Genomic DNA, 19,970 nt, shown 5'->3' with positions numbered 1-19,970 from the left:
TTATTATGATTGAAGCTGATCGTTTAATTGCAGCAGATAACCCAACTTTTCGTGAAGAGGATGTGATTGATAGAGCCATCCGTCCTAAAAAGTTAGATGATTATCAAGGCCAAGACCATGTTCGAGGCCAAATGGAGATTTTCATTAAAGCTGCACAAATGCGTGAAGAAGCACTGGATCATCTACTTATTTTTGGTCCTCCAGGTTTAGGTAAGACAACATTAGCCAATATTGTAGCTAATGAAATGGGCGTAAATATAAGGACCACATCAGGACCTGTTCTTGAAAAAGCAGGGGACTTAGCTGCATTACTGACGAATTTAGAAGAAAACGATATTTTATTTATTGATGAAATTCATCGCTTAAGCCCTATGGTTGAAGAAGTGCTTTATCCTGCGATGGAAGATTATCAACTTGATATCATGATAGGTGAAGGCCCTGCAGCTCGTTCAATAAAGATAGATTTACCTCCGTTTACTTTAATTGGTGCAACGACAAGGGCTGGATCATTAACATCACCGCTTCGTGATCGTTTTGGTATTGTGCAACGTTTAGAATATTACAAAGTCGAAGATCTTCAGCACATAGTTCAACGCAGCGCAGATTGTTTGAATTTATCCATGGAATCTGAAGGTGCATTAGAAGTGGCTCGTCGTGCACGCGGTACTCCACGTATTGCCAACCGTTTATTACGTCGTGTTCGTGACTATGCTGAAGTCATGAGTGACGGGAACATTTCATCTGAGATTGCTGATAAAGCGCTTAATATGCTCGATGTAGACGTTCGTGGTTTTGATTACATGGACAGAAAGCTATTGTTAGCTATTATGGAAAAGTTTGATGGTGGGCCTGTTGGTTTAGATAATATTGCAGCAGCCATTGGTGAAGAGCGTGATACCATTGAAGATGTTATTGAACCTTATCTCATTCAGCAAGGTTATCTGCAAAGAACGCCTAGAGGACGAATTGTATCTGATAGAGCGTATCTACATTTTGGAATTGATAAGCCTGATAAATAGATTTCGTTACAGTATTAATATATTTACACAGTCTATTAATATTTTAAGCTGAGTTAATTGAAAGCGAGTGATCAAAATCACTCGTTTTTTCGTATATGGATTATTGAAAGTGTGAAAAATGAACACTTACTAAAAAATAAATGTAATTAACTTACAATTTTGAGACAAACCTTTTGAAAGAAATCTTGTTTCCTATTAATATTAGCGGGTTCTATATTAGAGTTAACTTAACATTAAATTAACCTGATTTACACATTTATGTAACACTTTGTGGTTATTAATACGCTAATGAATATTAAGACTACATAAATAAAGTGTTTACGCTCACTTAAAAGTATGGAAGTACTGTGTCATTCAGCCTGACACAAAGGAGTTCTCATGATCACTGATGTAGTGGAGTTATCGCGTCTGCAATTTGCAATGACAGCGATGTATCACTTCCTATTCGTTCCTCTGACTCTAGGTATGGCCTTTTTATTGGCTATTATGGAGTCTTTATATGTAATGACCGACAAACAAATCTACAAGGACATGACAAAGTTCTGGGGTAAATTGTTCGGTATTAACTTTGCACTAGGTGTAGCAACTGGTTTAACAATGGAATTCCAGTTTGGTACTAACTGGTCTTACTATTCACACTACGTTGGTGATATTTTCGGGGCTCCTCTTGCCATCGAAGCACTAATGGCTTTCTTCTTAGAATCTACTTTTGTTGGTTTATTCTTCTTTGGTTGGGATCGTTTATCTAAACGTCAACACCTTGCAGTAACTTGGTTAGTTGCTTTAGGTTCAAACTTCTCAGCACTTTGGATTCTAGTAGCTAATGGCTGGATGCAAAACCCAGTAGGTGCGGAATTTAACTTTGAAACAATGCGTATGGAAATGGTGAGCTTCGCTGAAGTTGTACTAAACCCAGTAGCACAAGTTAAATTTGTTCACACAGTAGCATCAGGTTACACATGTGGCGCAATGTTCGTACTAGGTATCAGTTCTTACTACCTACTAAAAGGCCGTGATATTGCATTTGCACGTCGTTCATTCGCAATTGCTGCTTCTTTTGGTATGGCGTCAATCCTATCTGTAATGGTTCTTGGTGATGAGTCTGGCTATGAGCTAGGTGAAGTACAACAAGTTAAACTTGCTGCTATCGAAGCTGAATGGCATACAGAAGAAGCGCCTGCTGCGTTTACTGTGATTGGTTTACCAAATCAAGAATCTATGGAAACAGATTATGCAATTAAGATCCCATATGTAATGGGTATTATTGCGACTCGTTCTTTAGATAAGCAAGTGACTGGCTTACGTGATCTTAAAGACCAACATGAACTTCGTATTCGAAACGGTATGGTTGCGTACGGTCTACTTGAGAAATTACGTAATGGTGAGAAAACACCTGAAAACATTGCTGCATTTGATGATGTAAAACATGACTTAGGTTATGGCTTACTTCTTAAGCGTTATACAGATAACGTAGTTGATGCAACAGAAGACCAAATTAAAGCGGCTGCGGATGATTCAATCCCAACAGTATGGCCATTGTTCTTCTCATTCCGAATCATGGTAGCTTGTGGCGTATTAATGCTTGGTATCTTTGCTTTTGCATTTGTTCAAACATGTCGTCAAAAAATCGAAGCGAAGCCTTGGTTACTTAAAGCTGCACTATTTGGCATGCCATTACCATGGATTGCGATTGAAGCAGGTTGGTTCGTAGCAGAATATGGTCGTCAACCATGGGCTGTTGGTGAGATCTTACCTGTAAACGTAGCGGCATCGGCATTAACAGCAACTGAAATTCTAATTTCAATGGCTGCAATTATTGGCTTGTACACGATTTTCTTGATTGCTGAAGTTTACCTAATGGTGAAATTTGCTCGTAAAGGTCCAAGTAGCTTGAAAACAGGCCGCTACCACTTTGAGCAAAATGGTCAAGATTCAGAAGCGAAATTAACTCGCCAAGTAGAAGCATAAAAACGGAGATTTGAGCAATGTTTGATTACGAAGTATTGCGATTTGTTTGGTGGGCATTAATCGGTGTATTGCTGATTGGCTTCGCTGTAACAGATGGATTCGATATGGGTGTTGGTGCACTAGTACCTGTTATCGGTAAAACAGATTCAGAACGTCGAGTTATGATTAACTCAATTGCCCCTCACTGGGATGGTAACCAAGTATGGTTAATCACAGCAGGTGGTGCATTATTCGCAGCATGGCCATTAGTATACGCAACATCATTCTCAGGTTTTTACCTAGCAATGATCGTAACGTTAGCTGCTTTATGGTTCCGTCCTGTTGGATTTGATTACCGTTCTAAAATTGAAGATAAACGCTGGCGTTCAGCGTGGGATGCTGCGATCTTTATTGGTAGCTTCGTTCCACCAGTTATCTTTGGTGTAGCGTTTGGTAACCTTCTACAAGGTGTTCCATTCCAACTGGATAACCTAATGATGCCAACTTACCACGGTTCATTCTTTGGTCTGTTAAACCCATTTGCACTAGTGTGTGGCTTAGTAAGTTCATTTATGTTCATTACTCAAGGCGCAACATGGCTACAAATGAAAACAACGGGTGATTTGCACACTCGCGCACGAAATATGGCAATGATCTTTAGTGCTCTTGTAATTGTTCTATTTGTTATTGCAGGTATCTGGGCTCAGAGCATTGAAGGTTATGTGATTGTAGGTAGCCTAGATCACTTTGCACCGTCAAATCCATTAAACAAAGAAGTAACTCGTGAAGTAGGTGCTTTGTTCCATAACTTCAACGAATACCCATTACTATGGATTGCGCCAGCATTAGCAGTGATCATGCCTATCGTTACAATTATTGCATCTCGTGCAAATATTGGCGGTCTTGCGTTCTTAAGCTCAAGCTTAACTAACGCTGGTGTTATCTTAACTTCTGGTTTTGCGTTATTCCCATTCGTAATGCCATCAAGCTTGAACCCGAACCACAGCTTAACTATGTGGGATTCAACTTCAAGTGAGTTAACACTTACGCTAATGACATACGTTGCTATCGTAATGGTACCAATTATTCTTGCTTACACTATCTGGACGTACATTAAAATGTTTGGTCGTCTTGATAATAAATTCATCGAAGAGAACAAAACGTCTCTATACTAAGGAGTATTTACTATGTGGTATTTCGCATGGATTCTAGGTGTTCTACTTGCTTGTGCATTTGGTATCATCAATGCTCTTTGGTTAGAGCACTCAGAAATGATGGATAAAGACAGTGAGTAATCTCGCTGACAAAATTGATAGCGTACAATCTCCAATCAACAATATCGTCATTCGTTTATTGTTGGTTGGTGTCGCAGTGTTCCATATGGCAATGCTAATGTGGGAACCGACAATATACGCTGAACGAATTGGTGGGTTTAGTGGGTTATTGGCTCCAGCTCTAATTTATTCAGTGTGTACCGCTTTCATTTTTGTTGTTGGATTCATTCCTCAAAAATGGGGATGGAAACTTCTGTTTAGCCCATATTTTTCAATGTTGATTTTGATATATTTCAGTTATTTATACTTTATGTAGTTTGCTTGCATTAAAGTCATCAGTTGAAACATAATATTGAGTGGTTTGTTACTTATTTAAGTGACAAACCATTTTTTTTTTACGATTTAACCTCAAAATGTAAATATCATATAGTTACCTAGGGTTAAGATCAGTTATAGTTAGCAATTGATTTTTCAATAATAATGAGAAAGGTGAGATGAATACGAATCCATTTAAATGGCCTATAACCATTTATTATGAAGATACCGATGCCGGTGGCGTTGTATATCATTCAAACTACCTTAAGTTTTTTGAGCGTGCACGAACTGAACTATTACGAGATAAAGGGGTCTCCCAACAAGTAATGTTGAATGAATCTATTGGCTTTGTTGTAAAGAGTTTACAGATTGATTTCATTTCAGCTGCTCGTTTAGATGAACAACTTATTGTTGAAACATTAATAACAGAAATTAAAAAAGTATCGCTAACCTTTTGTCAAATATTGGTTAATTCTGACGGTAAAGTATTGTGCAAAGCTACGGTTAAGGTAGCCTGTGTCGATAATTCAGTTATGAAACCAACGGCGATCCCATCGTTTATTTTATCGGAGATATCTTGTGACAGGTGAACTATCAATTCTCGATCTATTTTTACAAGCTAGTTTATTAGTTAAGATCGTGATGCTTATTCTATTAAGCTTGTCTGTAATTTCATGGGCGATGATTTTTAAGCGCTCAAAAGTATTATCTGTAGCTCGTAGCGATGCGGAACGTTTTGAAGATAAATTTTGGTCTGGTATGGATTTATCTCAACTGTTCAATGAAGTGAAAGTTCGTAAAGATCGAATTAGCGGAACAGAGAAAATCTTTTATTCAGGTTTTAATGAATTTGCTCGTTTATCTCGAGTAAATTCTTCTTCATCAGAAGCGGTAATGGACGGAACGGCTCGTGCTATGCGTGTGACAGTTTCTCGTGAAGTAGATAACTTAGAGACGAATCTACCTTTCCTAGCAACAGTTGGCTCTATCACACCTTATATCGGCCTGTTTGGTACGGTATGGGGTATTATGCACGCATTCATTGCTCTGGGTGCAGTAAAACAAGCAACACTTGCTATGGTGGCACCGGGTATCGCAGAAGCACTTGTAGCGACAGCTATGGGTTTATTTGCTGCTATTCCGGCAGTTATCGCTTATAACCGTTTAAGTGTTAAAGTCGGCAAGTTAGAACACAACTATGCTGCATTTATGGATGAATTCTCAAGTATTCTTCACCGTCAAGCTATGGCGAGTCAGGAGAAGTAATGTCTGGTTATCAACCTAAAAAGCGTAAGTTAACTGCTGAAATCAATGTGGTTCCATACATTGATGTAATGTTAGTACTATTAATTATTTTCATGGTAACCGCTCCTTTTGTAACTCAAGGTGTTGATGTTGATTTGCCTGAAATGACCAATACGAAATCAGCACAGGCAATGGCAGGGGAAGACCCTAATGCGACATTTATTATCGTTGAAGTAGATAAAGACGGTAATTTAGGTTTAAGCGTTGATAACCAAGAAGTACGTCGTCCGATGTCGATGCAAGAGATGATCACTAACGTAAAAGCAGAATTAAGCATAAAGCCAAATTCTCCTGTTGCCGTTGGTGGTGATGCAAGTACGCCATATGCTGAAATTGTGTTGGTCTTGGATGAATTGAGTCGAGCGGGTGTCAGTAAAGTAGGCTTGCTCACTGATCTCAAGGAATAGAAGTGAATAACCATTGATGAAAGCGGATAATAATTACACATTTGCCATTGGTGTTTCTATCGTGCTTCACTTACTGTTAGTGATAGCACTGATATTTGGTAGCGATTTTTCTTTAGATGACAAAGCTAAGCCAAATACGATTCAAGCAGTTGTGATTGATCCTGGTACTATCGCTAAGCAAGCAAATCAAATTCGACAAGAGCGCGAAAGAGCTGAGCGAGCCGAACAAGATCGTTTGAAGAAATTAAAACAGCAGGCAGAGCGATTAGAAAAAAATCGAAAAGCTGAAGAAGAACGAATTCGTCGATTGAAAGAAAAGCAAGTTCAAGAGAAAAAAGCGGCTCGTCAGGCGGAAGAAGAACGCAAAAAAGCAGTAGCTGAAGCGAAAAAAGAGAAAGAACGTGCAGTAGCTGCAGAGGCTGAGCGTAAGCGAAAAGCAGACGCAGCAGCGAAAGCAGCGAAAGCAGAAGCGGCAAAACAGGCTAAAATTAAAGCTGATAAAGAAAAAGCAGCGAAAGAGGCTGCTAAGAAAGCGCAATTAGAAAAAGAGCGAGCAGCTAAAGCTGAAGCAGATCGTAAGGCAAAAGAGAAAGCGGCCAAAGCAGAAGCTGAAAGAAAAGCGAAAGCAGAGGCTGAGCGAGTAGCTAAAGCCAAAGCAGCAGAAAAAGCTCGTAAAGAAAAAGCAGCGAAAGCAGAAGCTGAGCGTAAACAGAAAGAAGCAGCATTAAATGATATTTTTGCAGGTTTAGAAGATGAGACGGTTCAGAACTCATCAGCTAAACAACAGCATATTGATAATGAAGTTAATCGTCATGCGGCAATTTTTAGACAAATGATTCAGCAGAACTTATTAACTGATGCATCATATATTGGTAAAGCTTGTGATGTAAGAATAAAACTATCATCAACAGGTCTGTTATTGAATGTGACAACTCTTAGTGGTGATGCCCAAGTTTGTCGAGCAGCAAAAACAGCAGTAACAAAAGTGAATGTATTTCCTATGCCAAAAGATACTGATGTTATTGCAGAGTTAGTAAATATTAGACTTACCGTTCAACCAGAATAAGGAAGAGCAAGTGCTTAAACGATGGATATTAACCCTATTTGTGGTTTGTTTAGGTTTTAGTCAGGTCGCAAAAGCCGAGCTAGAACTGGTTATTACAGAAGGTATTGATTCAGCAAGACCAATTGGTATTGTGCCTTTTAAATGGCATGGAGAAGGTAAGTTACCACAAGATATATCTGCGATTATTTCGTCTGATTTACAGCGTAGTGGTAAGTTTAGTCCTATTCCAACGAATAAAATGCCACAAACACCTTACAAAGATTCGGACATTAATTACGAAGCTTGGACAAAAATGGGTGTGGATGCCATTGTTACTGGCGAAGTTAAATTAAACGCACAAGGTAAGTATGAAGTTACATACAAACTTATCGATGTTGTTCGTGGTCAGCTAACTAAAGGTCAATCTAAGGCATTAGATGAATCAGGTAAGTTAGTACTTACTCGAGACCATATTTTAGTTAATAAAGTGGCGTCATTATCGACAAAGCAACTGCGTAAATATGCACACCGTATTTCTGATGTGGTGTATGAGAAATTGACAGGTGAAAGAGGTGCTTTTTTAACTCGTATCGCTTATGTTGTTGTAAATGATAAAGCACAATACCCATACCAGTTAAGAATTGCTGACTATGATGGTTATAATGAACGTTTAGTTCTGAAATCGAAACAACCTATCATGTCACCAGCATGGTCACCTGATGGTAAAAAGCTTGCATATGTAAGTTTTGAAAATAGAAAGTCACAAATTTTCATTATGAATATTTATACGGGTAAGAGAGAGTTAATCGCTTCTTATCCGCGTCATAATGGAGCTCCGCGCTTCTCACATGATGGTGATAAGTTAGCGATAGTATTATCAAAATCTGGAAGTCTACAAATTTATGTTGTGGATTTGAAGACCAAAAAAATGAGTCAAATTACTCGCGGTAGAGCGAATAATACCGAACCTTTTTGGGCTCCAGATAACAAGTCACTTATATTTACATCAGATCGGGGTGGTAAACCTCAGATATATAGAGTAAATTTAGGGGATGGTTCAACTAAACGTTTAACCTGGCAAGGCAGTCAAAATCTTGGTGGGCAGATTACTCCAGACGGTAAATATATCGTTATGGTAAATCGCTCAGAGACTGGATTTAATCTAGCGAAACAAGATTTAGAAACCGGTGCTGTCCAGGTCTTAACAAAGACACTACTGGATGAGTCACCAAGTATTGCGCCAAATGGTGGCATGGTGATTTACAGTTCAATCTATAGAAAACAAAATGTTCTTTCTATGGTTTCTATAGATGGCCGTTTTAAAGCTCGCTTACCAGCGACTAACGGTCGTGTAAGGGCACCAGCGTGGTCGCCATTTTTATAGCTACTAAAAATATTTAGGAAAATAAGGAAAATACAATGCAACTAAATAAACTTCTTAAGAGCCTTTTAATCGCGTTGCCTGTGGTTGCTCTTTCAGCTTGTAGTTCTAGCGACAGCGCAACTGACAGTACTGCTGGCCAAGAATCAACTAATGCTGCAGAGACTCAAACAACTAACGGTGCAGAAGGTCAAACAGATACAGCTGTTCTATCTTCTATCGAAGCTGATGAAGCAATGAACGAAGCTGAAGTACGTGCTCAAGCTGAGCAAGAACTTCGTAAAGTTCAAACTGTTTACTTCGCATTTGATAACTCAACAATCTCTTCAGAATACGAAGATATGCTTGCAGCTCACGCAGCTTTCCTAAGTGCTGATCCTTCAATCAAAGTAACTGTTGAAGGTCATGCTGATGAGCGCGGTACTCCTGAATACAACATCGCTCTAGGCGAGCGTCGTGCTAAAGCAGTATCTAAATACCTACAAGCTCTAGGTGTTTCTGCAGACCAAATCTCTATCGTAAGCTACGGTGAAGAGAAGCCACTAGTTCTTGGCCAAACAGCTGAAGACTACGCTAAAAACCGTCGTGCAGTATTAGTATACTAATCGATAGTTTATAAGGCTGACTTATATGAAATACAGTAACCTTAAGCGAATCATTCCGCTTACGTTGCTGGCTAGTGCGGCGACCCTTGTGGTCGCCGCACCTGCTCCAGTCACAGATTTAAATGCCAGTTCTAATTCTACCTCTTCTGCTCCTGCATCATCGGCAAGTATTGAACGCTTAGAACGTTTAATTAAAAGCCGTAATCAAATTCAGCTTCAATTACAACAGCAGTTGGACGGTTTATCTCAAGAGCTTTCAGAGATGCGAGGCATGGTAGAGCGCAATAGCTATGAACTTGATCAGATGCTTGAGCGTCAACGTCAGCTGTATATTGAAATAGACAACATAAGAACAGCAAAACCAACTGTAGAAGCGAAGCCTGAAGCAACGGAAGTTGGATCAACAGAAGGTGCCTATGCTGCAGATACTAATGAAAATGCAGCTTACCAAAATGCAGTGGATTTGATCTTAAAAGAGAAAAACTACGCAGGAGCAACAAAAGCATTTCAAGAATTTGTAACGGCATACCCTGATTCAGTATATAGCTCTAATGCGCATTACTGGTTAGGACAGCTGTACTTTGCTCAAAAAAATGATGTTGAAGCGGCAAAAAGCTTCGCAAAAGTAGTTAGTTATACTGACTCAAATAAACGAGCGGATGCTTTATTGAAGTTAGGTGAAGTTGCTAAGCGCAATAATAACGACGTGGCAGCGAAAAAATATTATCAAAAAGTAGTGAGTGAGTATCCAGATAGCACGACCGCGAAAACGGCAGCATCTAAACTGAAATCACTGTAACTTTGCTGAATTTTTAGTATTTTTAAAACATAAAGGAGCCTATGGCTCCTTTTTTATTTCCCCTAACTTGCTGACTAAATCATTAGGGGTATAATGCTCAAACTATTTGAAAAAAGTTACTGAGCTGAGCAATGGGCCATATTCTAGATCACATCGATACCGTTTATCCTTTCCCTCCAAAGCCAATCGCATTAAGTGCGGAAGAGAAAGTAGAATACATTTCTAAAATCAAGCAATTACTTAAAGATAAAAATGCGGTATTAATTGCCCATTATTATACGGACCCTGAAATTCAAGCATTAGCTGAAGAGACTGGCGGTTTTGTTGGTGATTCACTTGAAATGGCAAAATTTGGTAATCGTCATGAAGCAAAAACATTAGTGATTGCTGGTGTTCGTTTCATGGGAGAATCTGCAAAAATCCTAACGCCTGAAAAAACCATTTTAATGCCGACATTAGAGGCTGAGTGTTCACTAGATTTAGGTTGTCCAGCAGACAAGTTTACTGAGTTTTGTGACGCGCACCCTGATCATACGGTTGTGGTTTATGCGAATACTTCTGCAGCAGTAAAAGCACGAGCTGATTGGGTAGTAACATCAAGCATTGCTTTAGAAATCGTAGAGCACCTAGATGATGAAGATAAAAAAATCATTTGGGGCCCTGATCGTCATTTAGGCTCATATATTGCGAATAAAACTGGCGCAGATATGCTTCTATGGCAAGGTGAGTGTATTGTTCATGATGAATTCTCAGCAAAAGCTTTAAAAGATGCTAAAGCACTTCACCCTGATGCAGCAGTGTTAGTTCACCCTGAATCACCAGCAAGTGTTGTTGAGTTAGCGGATGCTGTTGGTTCTACAAGTCAATTAATCAAAGCAGCTAAAGAACTACCACAACAAAAAATGATTGTTGCAACAGATAAAGGTATTTTCTTTAAAATGCAGCAAATGGTGCCAGAGAAAGAATTACTTGAAGCACCAACTGCAGGTGCTGGCGCAACATGTCGTAGCTGTGCACACTGTCCTTGGATGGCAATGAATGGCTTAGTTGCTATTGAGAAGTCACTTCGAGAAGGTGGGTCTGAGCATGAGATCTTCGTAGATGAAGAAACACGCTTAAAATCTCTTATTCCATTAAATCGTATGCTAGATTTTGCTGAGCAATTAAACGCGAATAGATAATGTAATAAATGTTTTATATAAAAATGGCGACCAGTGCGGTCGCCATTTTTTTATTCTTTATCGCTAAGTGCGAAGTAAATTTTTGATACGATAATTTCTGCTATAAGAATTGTAAATACCACAGCGAAGAAGGCGACGACACCATTTAGAGGCCCTTCAAATGATACTTTATCTCCAAACAGGATATTTATTGCTTCAAGCATGATGAATTTACTACCAACTAAAATCACATAGCTACTTAAGGCACGGTATATTTTCGGTGCTGTGCCTGGTTTCGATTTAAAGTAATCTGCAATTTTATGTTCCGCATTAATTGAAAGTTTCAGTAATAATTGCAATAAAATAGCGGCCGCAAAAGAAACAGTAAATGATTCTATATTTACAAAGTCCCAGTATTCATCAAAAAAGTTTAAGACGGTTAAATCTACAAGTACAGCCAATGTATAGCCGACAAATAAACGTTGTGGAGTATTAAAACCATATTCTTTAGTTGCTGAGCTCATAATGTATTCCTAATTATTTATTAATGTCGTTTTCATTTTCTGTTTATTATATTGCCTAATAATTTTTTGTATTAAAAGGCTATCAGAAATGGTTGGCGCTAAATGGTAAATTTATATATCGAATTGCTGAGCTAAGTCGTAACTTGGTGATAATCCCTCCATTAAATAAAATAAATGTTCTATATTAATGATGTATTTATTTTTATGGAATTATGTATGAAATATGGATTGTTTCTTTTAGTGTTTTTAAGTAACTCTGTTTTTGCCAACGAAGAGGAAGAATGGGATTTCTTACTTGTTTTTCCTATGGTGTGGGCTCCTAGTATTGAAGGAAGCGTCTCTTCTGGTCAGGATGTAGTTCGTGTCGATGTCCCATTTGAGAACATATGGGATGGATTAGCGTTTGGTCTAATGGGGGACTTTTACGCTACAAAAGGAAAATGGCTAGTTGGTGCTCGTGCTAATTATCTTTATATGAAAGATTCGACGCAAACTAAAGGGCTTAATGGACCGATTACGGGTTCTGTCATTTCCCCTGGCCACGACATCACAACAAGAATGCACCTTTCTGTGAATGATTTATTTTTTGGTTATGAAGTATTCCCTAATCTTGAATTGCTAACGGGGGTCCGTCATACATACAGCCAAGTTGAATTAGACATTAATGCGCTATCAAATGACGGTTTGATTAATGTAAATGGGTCAGCTTTATTAGCGAAAGAACATTTATTTGATTGGCTTGTTGGGATTAAATATAACAAATATTTTGATGATCGTTGGGGGATATCAGTAAGCGCAGATTTCAATGTTGTTGGTGATAATGATGTTAATCATGGTTTTAATATTATGGGAATTTACCGATTTACAGAAGCGCATAATTTATGGTTTGGATACCGCTATTTGAATATTGCAAATGAAATGGAGCAAGATGGTATGAATTTAGAAATTGATCTAGTTGAAAAAGGACCACAGCTAGGATACGCGTATCGATTTTAAATTAAGAACTTAGATTAATTTTTGATAAGAAGGTTATTATGATTATTTTCTCTAAAATTAAAGACATTAATGAGTTGGGATTGAATACTGATTTAGCAAGCTTGCTTCAGCAATATTTCTTCATCAATGAAGACAGAGCACAATACAATGAGTAGAAGCAATAATATTCAATTAGTGACCAAAGATAGTGTCAAAATTTTCACTACTATATTTAAAGAGTTAGACAGTAAGAGCCATCTTTTGTTAAGAGAGGCAACCATTCCAATTGATATTATCAATGACGATAAAAGGCATTACTTGTACCTTCCTGAGTCTTGTTTAAAGAATTTAATGGAGGTATTAAGTCGTAATGTTGAAAATCATCGACTTGGGGTTTTATTTTGGCGCTTATGTAAAGATACTTATATCCCTAGTTTTATTGAAAGGTTAACTGTTGGTGGAGATTTAAAGTCAACGTTAGATGAATTTTCTAATCTGTTGATAAGTGACTCAACTAACGCAAAAGTTTATCTACAAGAAAAGGGGGATACTTGGTGGTTGGTTCGTGAAAAATCAGGTATAGATGAACCTTGGTTTAAATTTGCAGAAATGTTTTCTGTGATTTTTATGTGTGAATTACTACGGAACCTGACAAGTCATGAATGGGCACCAAGCCGTATTGGAATTCGTTGCGATAATGATAGTGATTTTGTAGCTCTTCCTGCGTTAAAAAGTGTTCAATTTTTTACTGAAAGACCCGTTACCGCAATTGAGATCCCCAAAGCATTTATATATAAAAAGGTGAACCTGACTCAAAAGCAACGAACTCACAATATTTCAAATAAACCAGTTAATATAAAGAATATCTGTTTTGTTGAACAATTTAAAATGGCGATATCCCCATATCTTCCTGTTGGAAAATTACCAATTAAACTGGCCGCTGAGATTTTACGGATGAATGTGAGAACACTTCAGCGAAAACTTAAGAATGAAGGAGTTGTCTATCAAGTATTAATTGAAGAGATGTGTTTTGAACTCATTACACGAGATATTGTAGAAACAACAAAACCGATTACCATCATAGCCACTCAGTATGGTTATTCCGATGCCGGTCACTTCTCGCGTGCGTTTAAGCGTATTTATGGCGTGTCGCCGATTCAGTATCGTAAAAATAATAATCTAGCTCGTAACCATGTCTAAATTCCTATTGTCGCCAAATGGCAATTAAATCGTATTGAATTCCTTTATGTTACCAACTAATCTCTATTATGTTTGCGTAATGTTTCATTTTGCTGCTGTATATTTTAGCACTTTGAATTTGAATGCAAATGTAAGGGAATCATTTACATACTAAGGAATTTATTTATGAAAAATGTTTTAAGGTTTAGTGTCATTGCTTTGTCATGTGGCGCTGTTTTTTCTGCTTCGGCATCATCAACCTTGTTTACGAATGTAGATATCTTTAATGGAACCAAAAATAAATTATATGAGGACCATTATGTTTTGGTTGAAAATAATTTAATTAAAGCCATTTCAGCCAAACCGATTGAGGCTGGTGATGCATTAGTGATTAATGGCGAAGGTAAAACATTAATGCCAGGTTTAATTGAAGGGCATGGTCACCTCTTATTGAATGCCGGAACGTTAAATGACCATGAAAATAACAGAACCATTGAAGAGCTGGCATCTCGAGCAACAGTCAATGCTAATGCTGTATTTCAATCAGGATTTACAACGTGGCGTGACGCTGGCGGCTTAAATACAGGCTTACGTAAAACCATTGATTCAGGCATGCTTGAAGGACCTCGTTTATATACTTCTGGTGCTTTTATTGGCCCAACAGGTTCTCATGCGGATTTCAGTAATTTAACCACTCCAAATCAACACCTCAATGGTCCACAAACCTCGATGGGCAGAAATAACGTAAGTGTTAATACGGATACTGTGGGTGAGATCAAAGCTGCAGCTCGTCAAAACTTCAAACAAGGTAATTCACAGTTAAAAATCATGTCTTCTGGTGGTGTTGCATCATCATTTGACCCGTGGCAATTAAACGCAATGTCTGCAGAAGAAATTGGTGCCGCTGTAGAGGTTGCTGACGCTTATGGTTCGTATGTAATGTCGCATGCTTATAGTAAAAAAGCGATTTTACGCAATCTAGATGCCGGCGTTAAGACGATTGAGCATGGCTTTATGTTTGATGGTGAAATTAATAAAAAAATGAAAGAAAAGGGCGCTTATATTACGACGAATATGACAGCTTTCTCTCCTTATTTAAGTCAGATCGAAGCGATTAATAGCAATCCAGCATCAAAACGCAAAGCAGAATCAGCAACTAAAGCATTTAAAAACTATATTTCTAATGTGAAAAAGTACCAACCTAAATGGGGCTTCCATACTGACTGTGTTGGTGATGTAACTTCATGTATTAAACAAACCGATCATACCATTTATCTTGCAGGGAAAGAGTTAGGTAATTTTTATACTCTTAAAGGCATGACATCTGTAAATGGTGAAATAGTGAAATTATCAGGAGTGATGGACCCGTATCCTGAAGGTAAATTAGGTGTGGTTGAAGTGGGGGCTTATGCAGATTTATTGGTGGTAGATGGTAATCCTCTTGAAGACTTATCTGTGCTTGGCGCTAATGAAAAGTGGTTTGATGCGAAAGAGCGAGATCCTGAGCTTGATACAATTAAAGTTATCATGAAAGACGGCAAAATTTACAAAAATACTTTGTAGTTGTTGATGTACCTTTTTGTATAGCCTACTTAATGTAGGCTAGTTATAAGGATTTGTAATGAAAAAAATTATCTTTTTATTGGTGCTATGTATTCCTTTTTATTCAATGAGTAACGAACTAATTGAATTAAAGTGGCAGGAATTAGCCATCAAACAAACTGAAGTTAATGTAGGTTTACCTGAATTGACTGACCAGCAAAAATTAGCCCTTAAACAAATTTTAATCTTACAAAATGATGCTTCTAAGCAGGCAGAAGAGCTGCGTTTACAACTAACTGAACAACTCAAAATCGAAGGTGTTGATGCTGGTGAGGCGATTGCCGCTAGACAGGCGTATATGACGGCAAAACAAAATAATGCAGAGGCGATAACTCAAGAATACGATGGTAAAAAAGTACGTATGCCTGGCTTTATTGTTCCTATTGAATTTGATGGTTTAAAAACAACAGAGTTTTTATTAGTTCCCGTAGCTGGAGCTTGTATACATATGCCACCGCCACCTGCCAACCAAATTGTTCGAGTTTCATATCCAGAAGGCTTTACGGTGCAAAATGTGCAATATCCAGTTTGGATTGAGGGGGATTTTCATTCGAAAAAAGTGACGGAAGAAGTGTTTTTAGTTGATGGTCAAAGTGATATCACAATGGGATATGAAATGAACGCATCGTTAATCGAAGATTACTATGAGCCAGAGAGTTAATAAGTTAGGAGATCACATTGAATCAGAAAAATATAATTAATAGTGGTTTGTTACTTACTGTGCTGACTTCACCTTTAGCGTTATCTGCGAACTTTGAAAGTCCAGACTCCGTAGAGAATACCATAGAAAAGGAATCCTCTTCGAAACCGCATTGGCGAGAAGAACTATCGAATAAAGGCATCACTTTCGGAGCTGATTATTTGGCACTAGGACTTTTTTCTCCTAATGGTTCTCAAGGAAATAGCATTAATCGCTCATCTGGTATTGTGCGTTTTTATGGTTCTTGGCATTTAGTCGGTAAAGGCACAGAGGATACTGGTGGGATAGTTTGGAAAGTCGAGCATAGGCATGCTTACAGTTCAACACCACCCAAAAACATGGCTTTCATTGATGATATTAGTAATGGCCCAGAGGGCTTAGGTTATGTGGGAATGATAGCCCCCGCTTATAACGATCAGGGAACAAGGGTTACTAATCTACACTGGAAACAAAAATTCAATAATGGAAAAACATCGCTGATCATAGGTTGGCAAGATGTGACTGATTATGTAGATACATATGCTTTGGCGAGTCCGTGGACTGGGTTTACAAATTTAGCATTCAGTACGGGGGCTGGGGTCATGGGTTTACCTGATGATGGTATCTTAGCTATTTCTGCTGGGCATATGGTCACAGATAATTTTTATGTCGTTGCTGGCATTGCAGATGCAAAAGGCAAGTCTGATGACATTTTTGAAGGGTTTGAAACTGCCTTTCATGACAGCACTTATTTTAAAACCCTTGAATTAGGATGGACTGATTCACAAGAGCAAATTTATACCGACAACTTTCATGTAACGTTATGGCATTTTGATGAAGGGTCAAGACACAGTTTATCATCAACGGTGTTATCTGATGGAAGCGTTATTGGCGGTGAGAGTGGGCAAGGTGTTAATTTTTCATGGAGTCAGTTTGTTACTGCTCAATTGATGCCCTTTGTTCGTGGTGGAATATCTGAAGGAGATGTTGCCTTATTCGATAAGTCGTTAAGTGTCGGTGTTGGCTACTTTGGGCTCGGTTCTGGTAATAATAATTTAGGCTTTGCTGTTAACTGGTCTGAAACCAACAGCGATACATTGCAAAAGTTTATGGGAGCTGAAAAGCATCAAACTACAGCTGAATTATATTACAACATGCAAATAGGAGAGCATTTTCAGATCACCCCAGATATTCAATATATAAATAATCCAGCGCTTTCTAATGAGAGCAGTGCGTGGGTGTTTGGAATACGAGCAAGAGTTTTTCTATAAGAAAAGGATGACTATGCCAGATGGTACTATTAGGTAATATTATCTGTGTCGTCAAATGGCAATTCTCTGCATCAAATTTGACCTATTATCTCTCTGTCCCCACAAAATTAAAGAGAGAAAAATATGACTACAGTAATTACTAACGCTAACGTATTTAACGGTCTAGATAATCAATTACAAGAAAATGTGTCTTTGTTAATTGAAAATAATGTGATCACTCAAATTGGTGATGTTGACTTATCTTTAGCGAACGAAATTATTGATGCTAAAGGTGGTACTGTGATGCCAGGTCTTATGGATGCACATGTTCATATCACTATGTCTGCGCCTTTTCATGAACTTGATAAGATGACCAGAGAAGAAGTCGCAATTCGCTCTGCAAAAGTGGCTGAAGGCATGTTAATGCGTGGCTTTACAACGGTTCGTGACGTAGCGGGCAATACGCTAGGGCTTAAAAATTGTATCGATAATGGTTATGCAACAGGTCCTAGAATTCTGCCTTCTCAAGCGGCTATTTCACAAACTTGCGGTCATTCTGATTATCGTCAAAACCAAGCACAAGAACGTACTGGTAGTCATGAAGATTCTCCAATAATGAAAACGGGCGCATTTAAAGTAGCAGATGGCCGCTCAGAAGTGCTTAGAGCGGTACGTGAGCAGTTATTTATGGGCGCATCGCAAATTAAAATGATGGCTGGTGGTGGCGCTTCATCGACATTTGATCCACTTGATACGATTCAATACACATTAGATGAAATGAAAGCAGCGGTTGAAGCCGCATCCGATTATGGTACTTATGTCGCTGCGCATATTCATACTGCTGATGCCATGAGAAGAGCTGCGGAAGCGGGTGTTATGTCTTTTGAGCATGCCACCATTATGGATGATGACATTGCTAAAACGATTAAAGATAAAGGGATCTTTGTTATTCCATCGTACTTTACGTCATCACTGATTGCTGAACGAAAAATCCCACTTGGTAGTGAAACTTTATACCAAAAAACAGAAAGAGTGGGCAAAGCGATGTTTAAGTCAGCAGAGTTAATTAAAAAGTACGATATCCAAAATATTTGTTTTGGTACCGATTGTGTGGGTACGCTTGATGTCCATAAAACACAATCAGAAGAGCTTCAAGCTATTGAGACGGTATTTGATTCGTTGACTGCTCTTAAAATGGTGACATCGAACTGTGGTCGCTTGTTTGAGATGTCAACATACAAGCATCCATACCAAGAAGGCAAGTTAGGTCAAATTACGGAAGGCGCTTATGCTGACTTACTTATTATTGAAGGCAATCCTTTAGAAGGGGTTGCATGTGTTACTAATACTGAAACACAAAAGCTCATCATGAAAGATGGGGTGGTGTACAAAAATACGCTATAAGCAATTAGCATGAGTTGTTAATTTTGTAGACCAAGAATGGTTTTCTTATATAACTTAGGGGTTAATCCGCTGATCCGTTTAAATGCTCGTGAAAAATGCGAGATATTATTATAACCAAGTTGGTTTGATATATGGGTTAGCGAATGCCCCTCTTCCATGAGTTCACAAGAGGCAGATAGTATAAGGCTTTCTTTTATTTGTCTAAATGATGTACGTTCTTCTTTTAAGCGTCGTTGAAATGTTCTTGAGGTCATATTTAGCAGTTTTGCAGCTTGATTAACCGTTAAAGAATGCTCTCTCACATAAGGTAGTAAAGCGGTAAATACACTGTCACTAAAGCTAGAGTGCCATTCAACTAATGGCTGCTTTTGTTCGGTATCGGAATGCGATATATGGATTTCTTTGTGCAGTATATCGTCATCAATCAAAACGGCTGTAGTATGCTGACCAATAAACAATTGGGTCTTGCTATTTAATGAAGACAATAAAGCGTCGGCATCGTTGTGTTGAATTCGGATTTGTTGAGGGAACCAATTCGTTTTGGTTAATGCCTGAATGAGTTCTATGATATATAAAACGGCAAACACTTCACTCCACAAAAAGTAAACGCTGTTTTCATAAGGTGTAGATCGACAAAACCAATGTTTATTGTATTCTTCTTCAAATGAAATTGAACTTCCCGGTGAGTCACTTTTAAATACATCGCTCGCTTTTTCAAGCGCTTCTTTAACGGTAACCGCTTCACTAAATTGTTTGAGTATTTGCGGAATAATGCGTTGTCGGAAAGCTAGCCGTAAAAGCTCACTAAAATTGTTAATACCAACTTGAGATGAGAGTAAATAGATCAAACGTTTTACGGGTTCTGTTGGTAAATAATCTTTATCGGTATTAAACAGATCTGGAGGCAGTCCAGAGTCACGTAACAGTTCTTGAATATTTATTCCGTGCTTTGCAAACACATCAATAAGAATTTTTGTATAACCCGTACGGATCATAGGTAATGGTGCTGTGTTAGAAGATGACATAAATAACTCATTCTATGTAAAACGAATAATAAGTATTGGCGTAAAATGGTAAGTAATCATTCTCTATTTGCTGGT

The 19,970-nt window shown here is 38.2% G+C and carries 21 protein-coding genes; 19 read left to right on the top strand and 2 right to left on the bottom strand.

The window, feature by feature from the left end:
* The first annotated feature begins 5 nt into the window (after positions 1–5).
* The 13 genes from ruvB (at position 6) to nadA (ending at position 11,278) form a co-directional block, all read left to right on the top strand.
* Positions 6–1,019 (top strand): Holliday junction branch migration DNA helicase RuvB, encoded by a 1,014-nt coding sequence (gene ruvB / locus HC728_RS01345; RefSeq protein WP_005418605.1) that lies wholly within the window; start codon positions 6–8, stop codon positions 1,017–1,019.
* 381 nt (positions 1,020–1,400) lie between these two features.
* Positions 1,401–2,987, top strand: coding sequence for a cytochrome ubiquinol oxidase subunit I (gene cydA, locus HC728_RS01340; RefSeq protein WP_026029308.1), 1,587 nt, complete (start codon positions 1,401–1,403; stop codon positions 2,985–2,987).
* Positions 2,988–3,004: 17 nt separating this feature from the next.
* Positions 3,005–4,141, top strand: a complete 1,137-nt coding sequence (cydB, locus tag HC728_RS01335; RefSeq protein WP_017019152.1) for a cytochrome d ubiquinol oxidase subunit II — start codon at positions 3,005–3,007, stop codon at positions 4,139–4,141.
* 12 nt (positions 4,142–4,153) lie between these two features.
* Entirely contained in the window at positions 4,154–4,261 is a 108-nt protein-coding gene (cydX, locus tag HC728_RS01330) for a cytochrome bd-I oxidase subunit CydX (RefSeq protein WP_000270284.1), read from the top strand.
* Positions 4,254–4,556, top strand: a complete 303-nt coding sequence (locus HC728_RS01325; protein WP_005418611.1) for a cyd operon YbgE family protein — start codon at positions 4,254–4,256, stop codon at positions 4,554–4,556. Before cydX ends, HC728_RS01325 begins: the two co-directional genes overlap by 8 nt.
* 178 nt (positions 4,557–4,734) lie before the next feature.
* Positions 4,735–5,145, top strand: a complete 411-nt coding sequence (gene ybgC / locus HC728_RS01320; protein WP_005418612.1) for a tol-pal system-associated acyl-CoA thioesterase — start codon at positions 4,735–4,737, stop codon at positions 5,143–5,145.
* Positions 5,135–5,821 carry a protein TolQ gene (tolQ, locus tag HC728_RS01315; RefSeq protein ID WP_005418613.1) on the top strand — a complete coding sequence of 229 codons (687 nt, stop codon included), beginning with the start codon at positions 5,135–5,137 and terminating at the stop codon, positions 5,819–5,821. The genes ybgC and tolQ overlap by 11 nt, the downstream gene beginning before the upstream one ends.
* Positions 5,821–6,267 carry a protein TolR gene (gene tolR / locus HC728_RS01310; protein WP_005418618.1) on the top strand — a complete coding sequence of 149 codons (447 nt, stop codon included), beginning with the start codon at positions 5,821–5,823 and terminating at the stop codon, positions 6,265–6,267. The genes tolQ and tolR overlap by 1 nt, the downstream gene beginning before the upstream one ends.
* 16 nt (positions 6,268–6,283) lie before the next feature.
* Positions 6,284–7,333, top strand: coding sequence for a cell envelope integrity protein TolA (tolA, locus tag HC728_RS01305; RefSeq protein WP_065639302.1), 1,050 nt, complete (start codon positions 6,284–6,286; stop codon positions 7,331–7,333).
* A gap of 10 nt (positions 7,334–7,343) precedes the next feature.
* On the top strand, positions 7,344–8,696 hold the full coding sequence (tolB, locus tag HC728_RS01300; RefSeq protein WP_005418621.1) for a Tol-Pal system beta propeller repeat protein TolB: 1,353 nt from the start codon (positions 7,344–7,346) through the stop codon (positions 8,694–8,696).
* Positions 8,697–8,731: 35 nt separating this feature from the next.
* Entirely contained in the window at positions 8,732–9,298 is a 567-nt protein-coding gene (pal, locus tag HC728_RS01295; protein ID WP_005418623.1) for a peptidoglycan-associated lipoprotein Pal, read from the top strand.
* A gap of 25 nt (positions 9,299–9,323) precedes the next feature.
* Entirely contained in the window at positions 9,324–10,097 is a 774-nt protein-coding gene (ybgF, locus tag HC728_RS01290) for a tol-pal system protein YbgF (protein WP_065603372.1), read from the top strand.
* 131 nt (positions 10,098–10,228) lie between these two features.
* Complete coding sequence (gene nadA / locus HC728_RS01285; protein WP_005418627.1) at positions 10,229–11,278, top strand: quinolinate synthase NadA; 1,050 nt, start codon at positions 10,229–10,231, stop codon at positions 11,276–11,278.
* A gap of 50 nt (positions 11,279–11,328) precedes the next feature.
* Here nadA and HC728_RS01280 read toward each other — a convergent pair whose 3' ends face one another.
* Positions 11,329–11,781, bottom strand: coding sequence for a hypothetical protein (locus HC728_RS01280; protein ID WP_065597018.1), 453 nt, complete (start codon positions 11,779–11,781; stop codon positions 11,329–11,331).
* Positions 11,782–11,997: 216 nt separating this feature from the next.
* On the opposite strand from HC728_RS01280, the gene HC728_RS01275 reads away from it, so the two are divergent.
* The 6 genes from HC728_RS01275 to HC728_RS01250 all read left to right on the top strand — a co-directional run bounded on the left by HC728_RS01275 (position 11,998) and on the right by HC728_RS01250 (position 18,870).
* Positions 11,998–12,777: a hypothetical protein gene (locus HC728_RS01275; protein ID WP_190395048.1), complete on the top strand. Its 780-nt coding sequence runs from the start codon at positions 11,998–12,000 to the stop codon at positions 12,775–12,777.
* 147 nt (positions 12,778–12,924) lie between these two features.
* On the top strand, positions 12,925–13,956 hold the full coding sequence (locus HC728_RS01270; RefSeq protein ID WP_065597020.1) for an AraC family transcriptional regulator: 1,032 nt from the start codon (positions 12,925–12,927) through the stop codon (positions 13,954–13,956).
* Between the two features lie 165 nt (positions 13,957–14,121).
* Positions 14,122–15,498 carry an amidohydrolase family protein gene (locus HC728_RS01265; RefSeq protein ID WP_190395047.1) on the top strand — a complete coding sequence of 459 codons (1,377 nt, stop codon included), beginning with the start codon at positions 14,122–14,124 and terminating at the stop codon, positions 15,496–15,498.
* A gap of 58 nt (positions 15,499–15,556) precedes the next feature.
* Positions 15,557–16,198 (top strand): DUF3299 domain-containing protein, encoded by a 642-nt coding sequence (locus HC728_RS01260; protein ID WP_190395046.1) that lies wholly within the window; start codon positions 15,557–15,559, stop codon positions 16,196–16,198.
* 17 nt (positions 16,199–16,215) lie between these two features.
* Complete coding sequence (locus HC728_RS01255; protein WP_081300239.1) at positions 16,216–17,487, top strand: carbohydrate porin; 1,272 nt, start codon at positions 16,216–16,218, stop codon at positions 17,485–17,487.
* Positions 17,488–17,610: 123 nt separating this feature from the next.
* Entirely contained in the window at positions 17,611–18,870 is a 1,260-nt protein-coding gene (locus tag HC728_RS01250; protein WP_065597023.1) for an amidohydrolase family protein, read from the top strand.
* Positions 18,871–18,887: 17 nt separating this feature from the next.
* Here the strand turns inward: HC728_RS01250 and HC728_RS01245 are convergent, their stop codons facing one another.
* Positions 18,888–19,895 (bottom strand): AraC family transcriptional regulator, encoded by a 1,008-nt coding sequence (locus tag HC728_RS01245; RefSeq protein ID WP_065597024.1) that lies wholly within the window; start codon positions 19,893–19,895, stop codon positions 18,888–18,890.
* Between the last annotated feature and the right edge of the window lie 75 nt (positions 19,896–19,970).

It is taken from the genome of Aliivibrio sp. S10_S31, assembly GCF_014694495.1.
In the GTDB taxonomy this organism is placed as follows: domain Bacteria; phylum Pseudomonadota; class Gammaproteobacteria; order Enterobacterales; family Vibrionaceae; genus Aliivibrio; species Aliivibrio fischeri.
The sequence above is the reverse complement of the archived record's forward strand: the minus strand, read 5'-3'. Positions and strand labels throughout refer to the sequence as shown.

What these genes read in the sequence shown, in the direction of transcription:
- HC728_RS01245 (WP_065597024.1), bottom strand. Translation starts at nt 19,895, where the DNA reads ATGTCATCTTCTAACACAGCACCATTACCTATGATCCGTACGGGTTAT.
- HC728_RS01265 (WP_190395047.1), top strand. Translation starts at nt 14,122, where the DNA reads ATGAAAAATGTTTTAAGGTTTAGTGTCATTGCTTTGTCATGTGGCGCT.
- pal (WP_005418623.1), top strand. Translation starts at nt 8,732, where the DNA reads ATGCAACTAAATAAACTTCTTAAGAGCCTTTTAATCGCGTTGCCTGTG.
- HC728_RS01270 (WP_065597020.1), top strand. Translation starts at nt 12,925, where the DNA reads ATGAGTAGAAGCAATAATATTCAATTAGTGACCAAAGATAGTGTCAAA.
- cydB (WP_017019152.1), top strand. Translation starts at nt 3,005, where the DNA reads ATGTTTGATTACGAAGTATTGCGATTTGTTTGGTGGGCATTAATCGGT.
- HC728_RS01260 (WP_190395046.1), top strand. Translation starts at nt 15,557, where the DNA reads ATGAAAAAAATTATCTTTTTATTGGTGCTATGTATTCCTTTTTATTCA.
- ybgC (WP_005418612.1), top strand. Translation starts at nt 4,735, where the DNA reads ATGAATACGAATCCATTTAAATGGCCTATAACCATTTATTATGAAGAT.
- cydX (WP_000270284.1), top strand. Translation starts at nt 4,154, where the DNA reads ATGTGGTATTTCGCATGGATTCTAGGTGTTCTACTTGCTTGTGCATTT.
- ybgF (WP_065603372.1), top strand. Translation starts at nt 9,324, where the DNA reads ATGAAATACAGTAACCTTAAGCGAATCATTCCGCTTACGTTGCTGGCT.
- HC728_RS01280 (WP_065597018.1), bottom strand. Translation starts at nt 11,781, where the DNA reads ATGAGCTCAGCAACTAAAGAATATGGTTTTAATACTCCACAACGTTTA.
- nadA (WP_005418627.1), top strand. Translation starts at nt 10,229, where the DNA reads ATGGGCCATATTCTAGATCACATCGATACCGTTTATCCTTTCCCTCCA.
- HC728_RS01250 (WP_065597023.1), top strand. Translation starts at nt 17,611, where the DNA reads ATGACTACAGTAATTACTAACGCTAACGTATTTAACGGTCTAGATAAT.
- tolA (WP_065639302.1), top strand. Translation starts at nt 6,284, where the DNA reads ATGAAAGCGGATAATAATTACACATTTGCCATTGGTGTTTCTATCGTG.
- ruvB (WP_005418605.1), top strand. Translation starts at nt 6, where the DNA reads ATGATTGAAGCTGATCGTTTAATTGCAGCAGATAACCCAACTTTTCGT.
- HC728_RS01275 (WP_190395048.1), top strand. Translation starts at nt 11,998, where the DNA reads ATGAAATATGGATTGTTTCTTTTAGTGTTTTTAAGTAACTCTGTTTTT.
- tolR (WP_005418618.1), top strand. Translation starts at nt 5,821, where the DNA reads ATGTCTGGTTATCAACCTAAAAAGCGTAAGTTAACTGCTGAAATCAAT.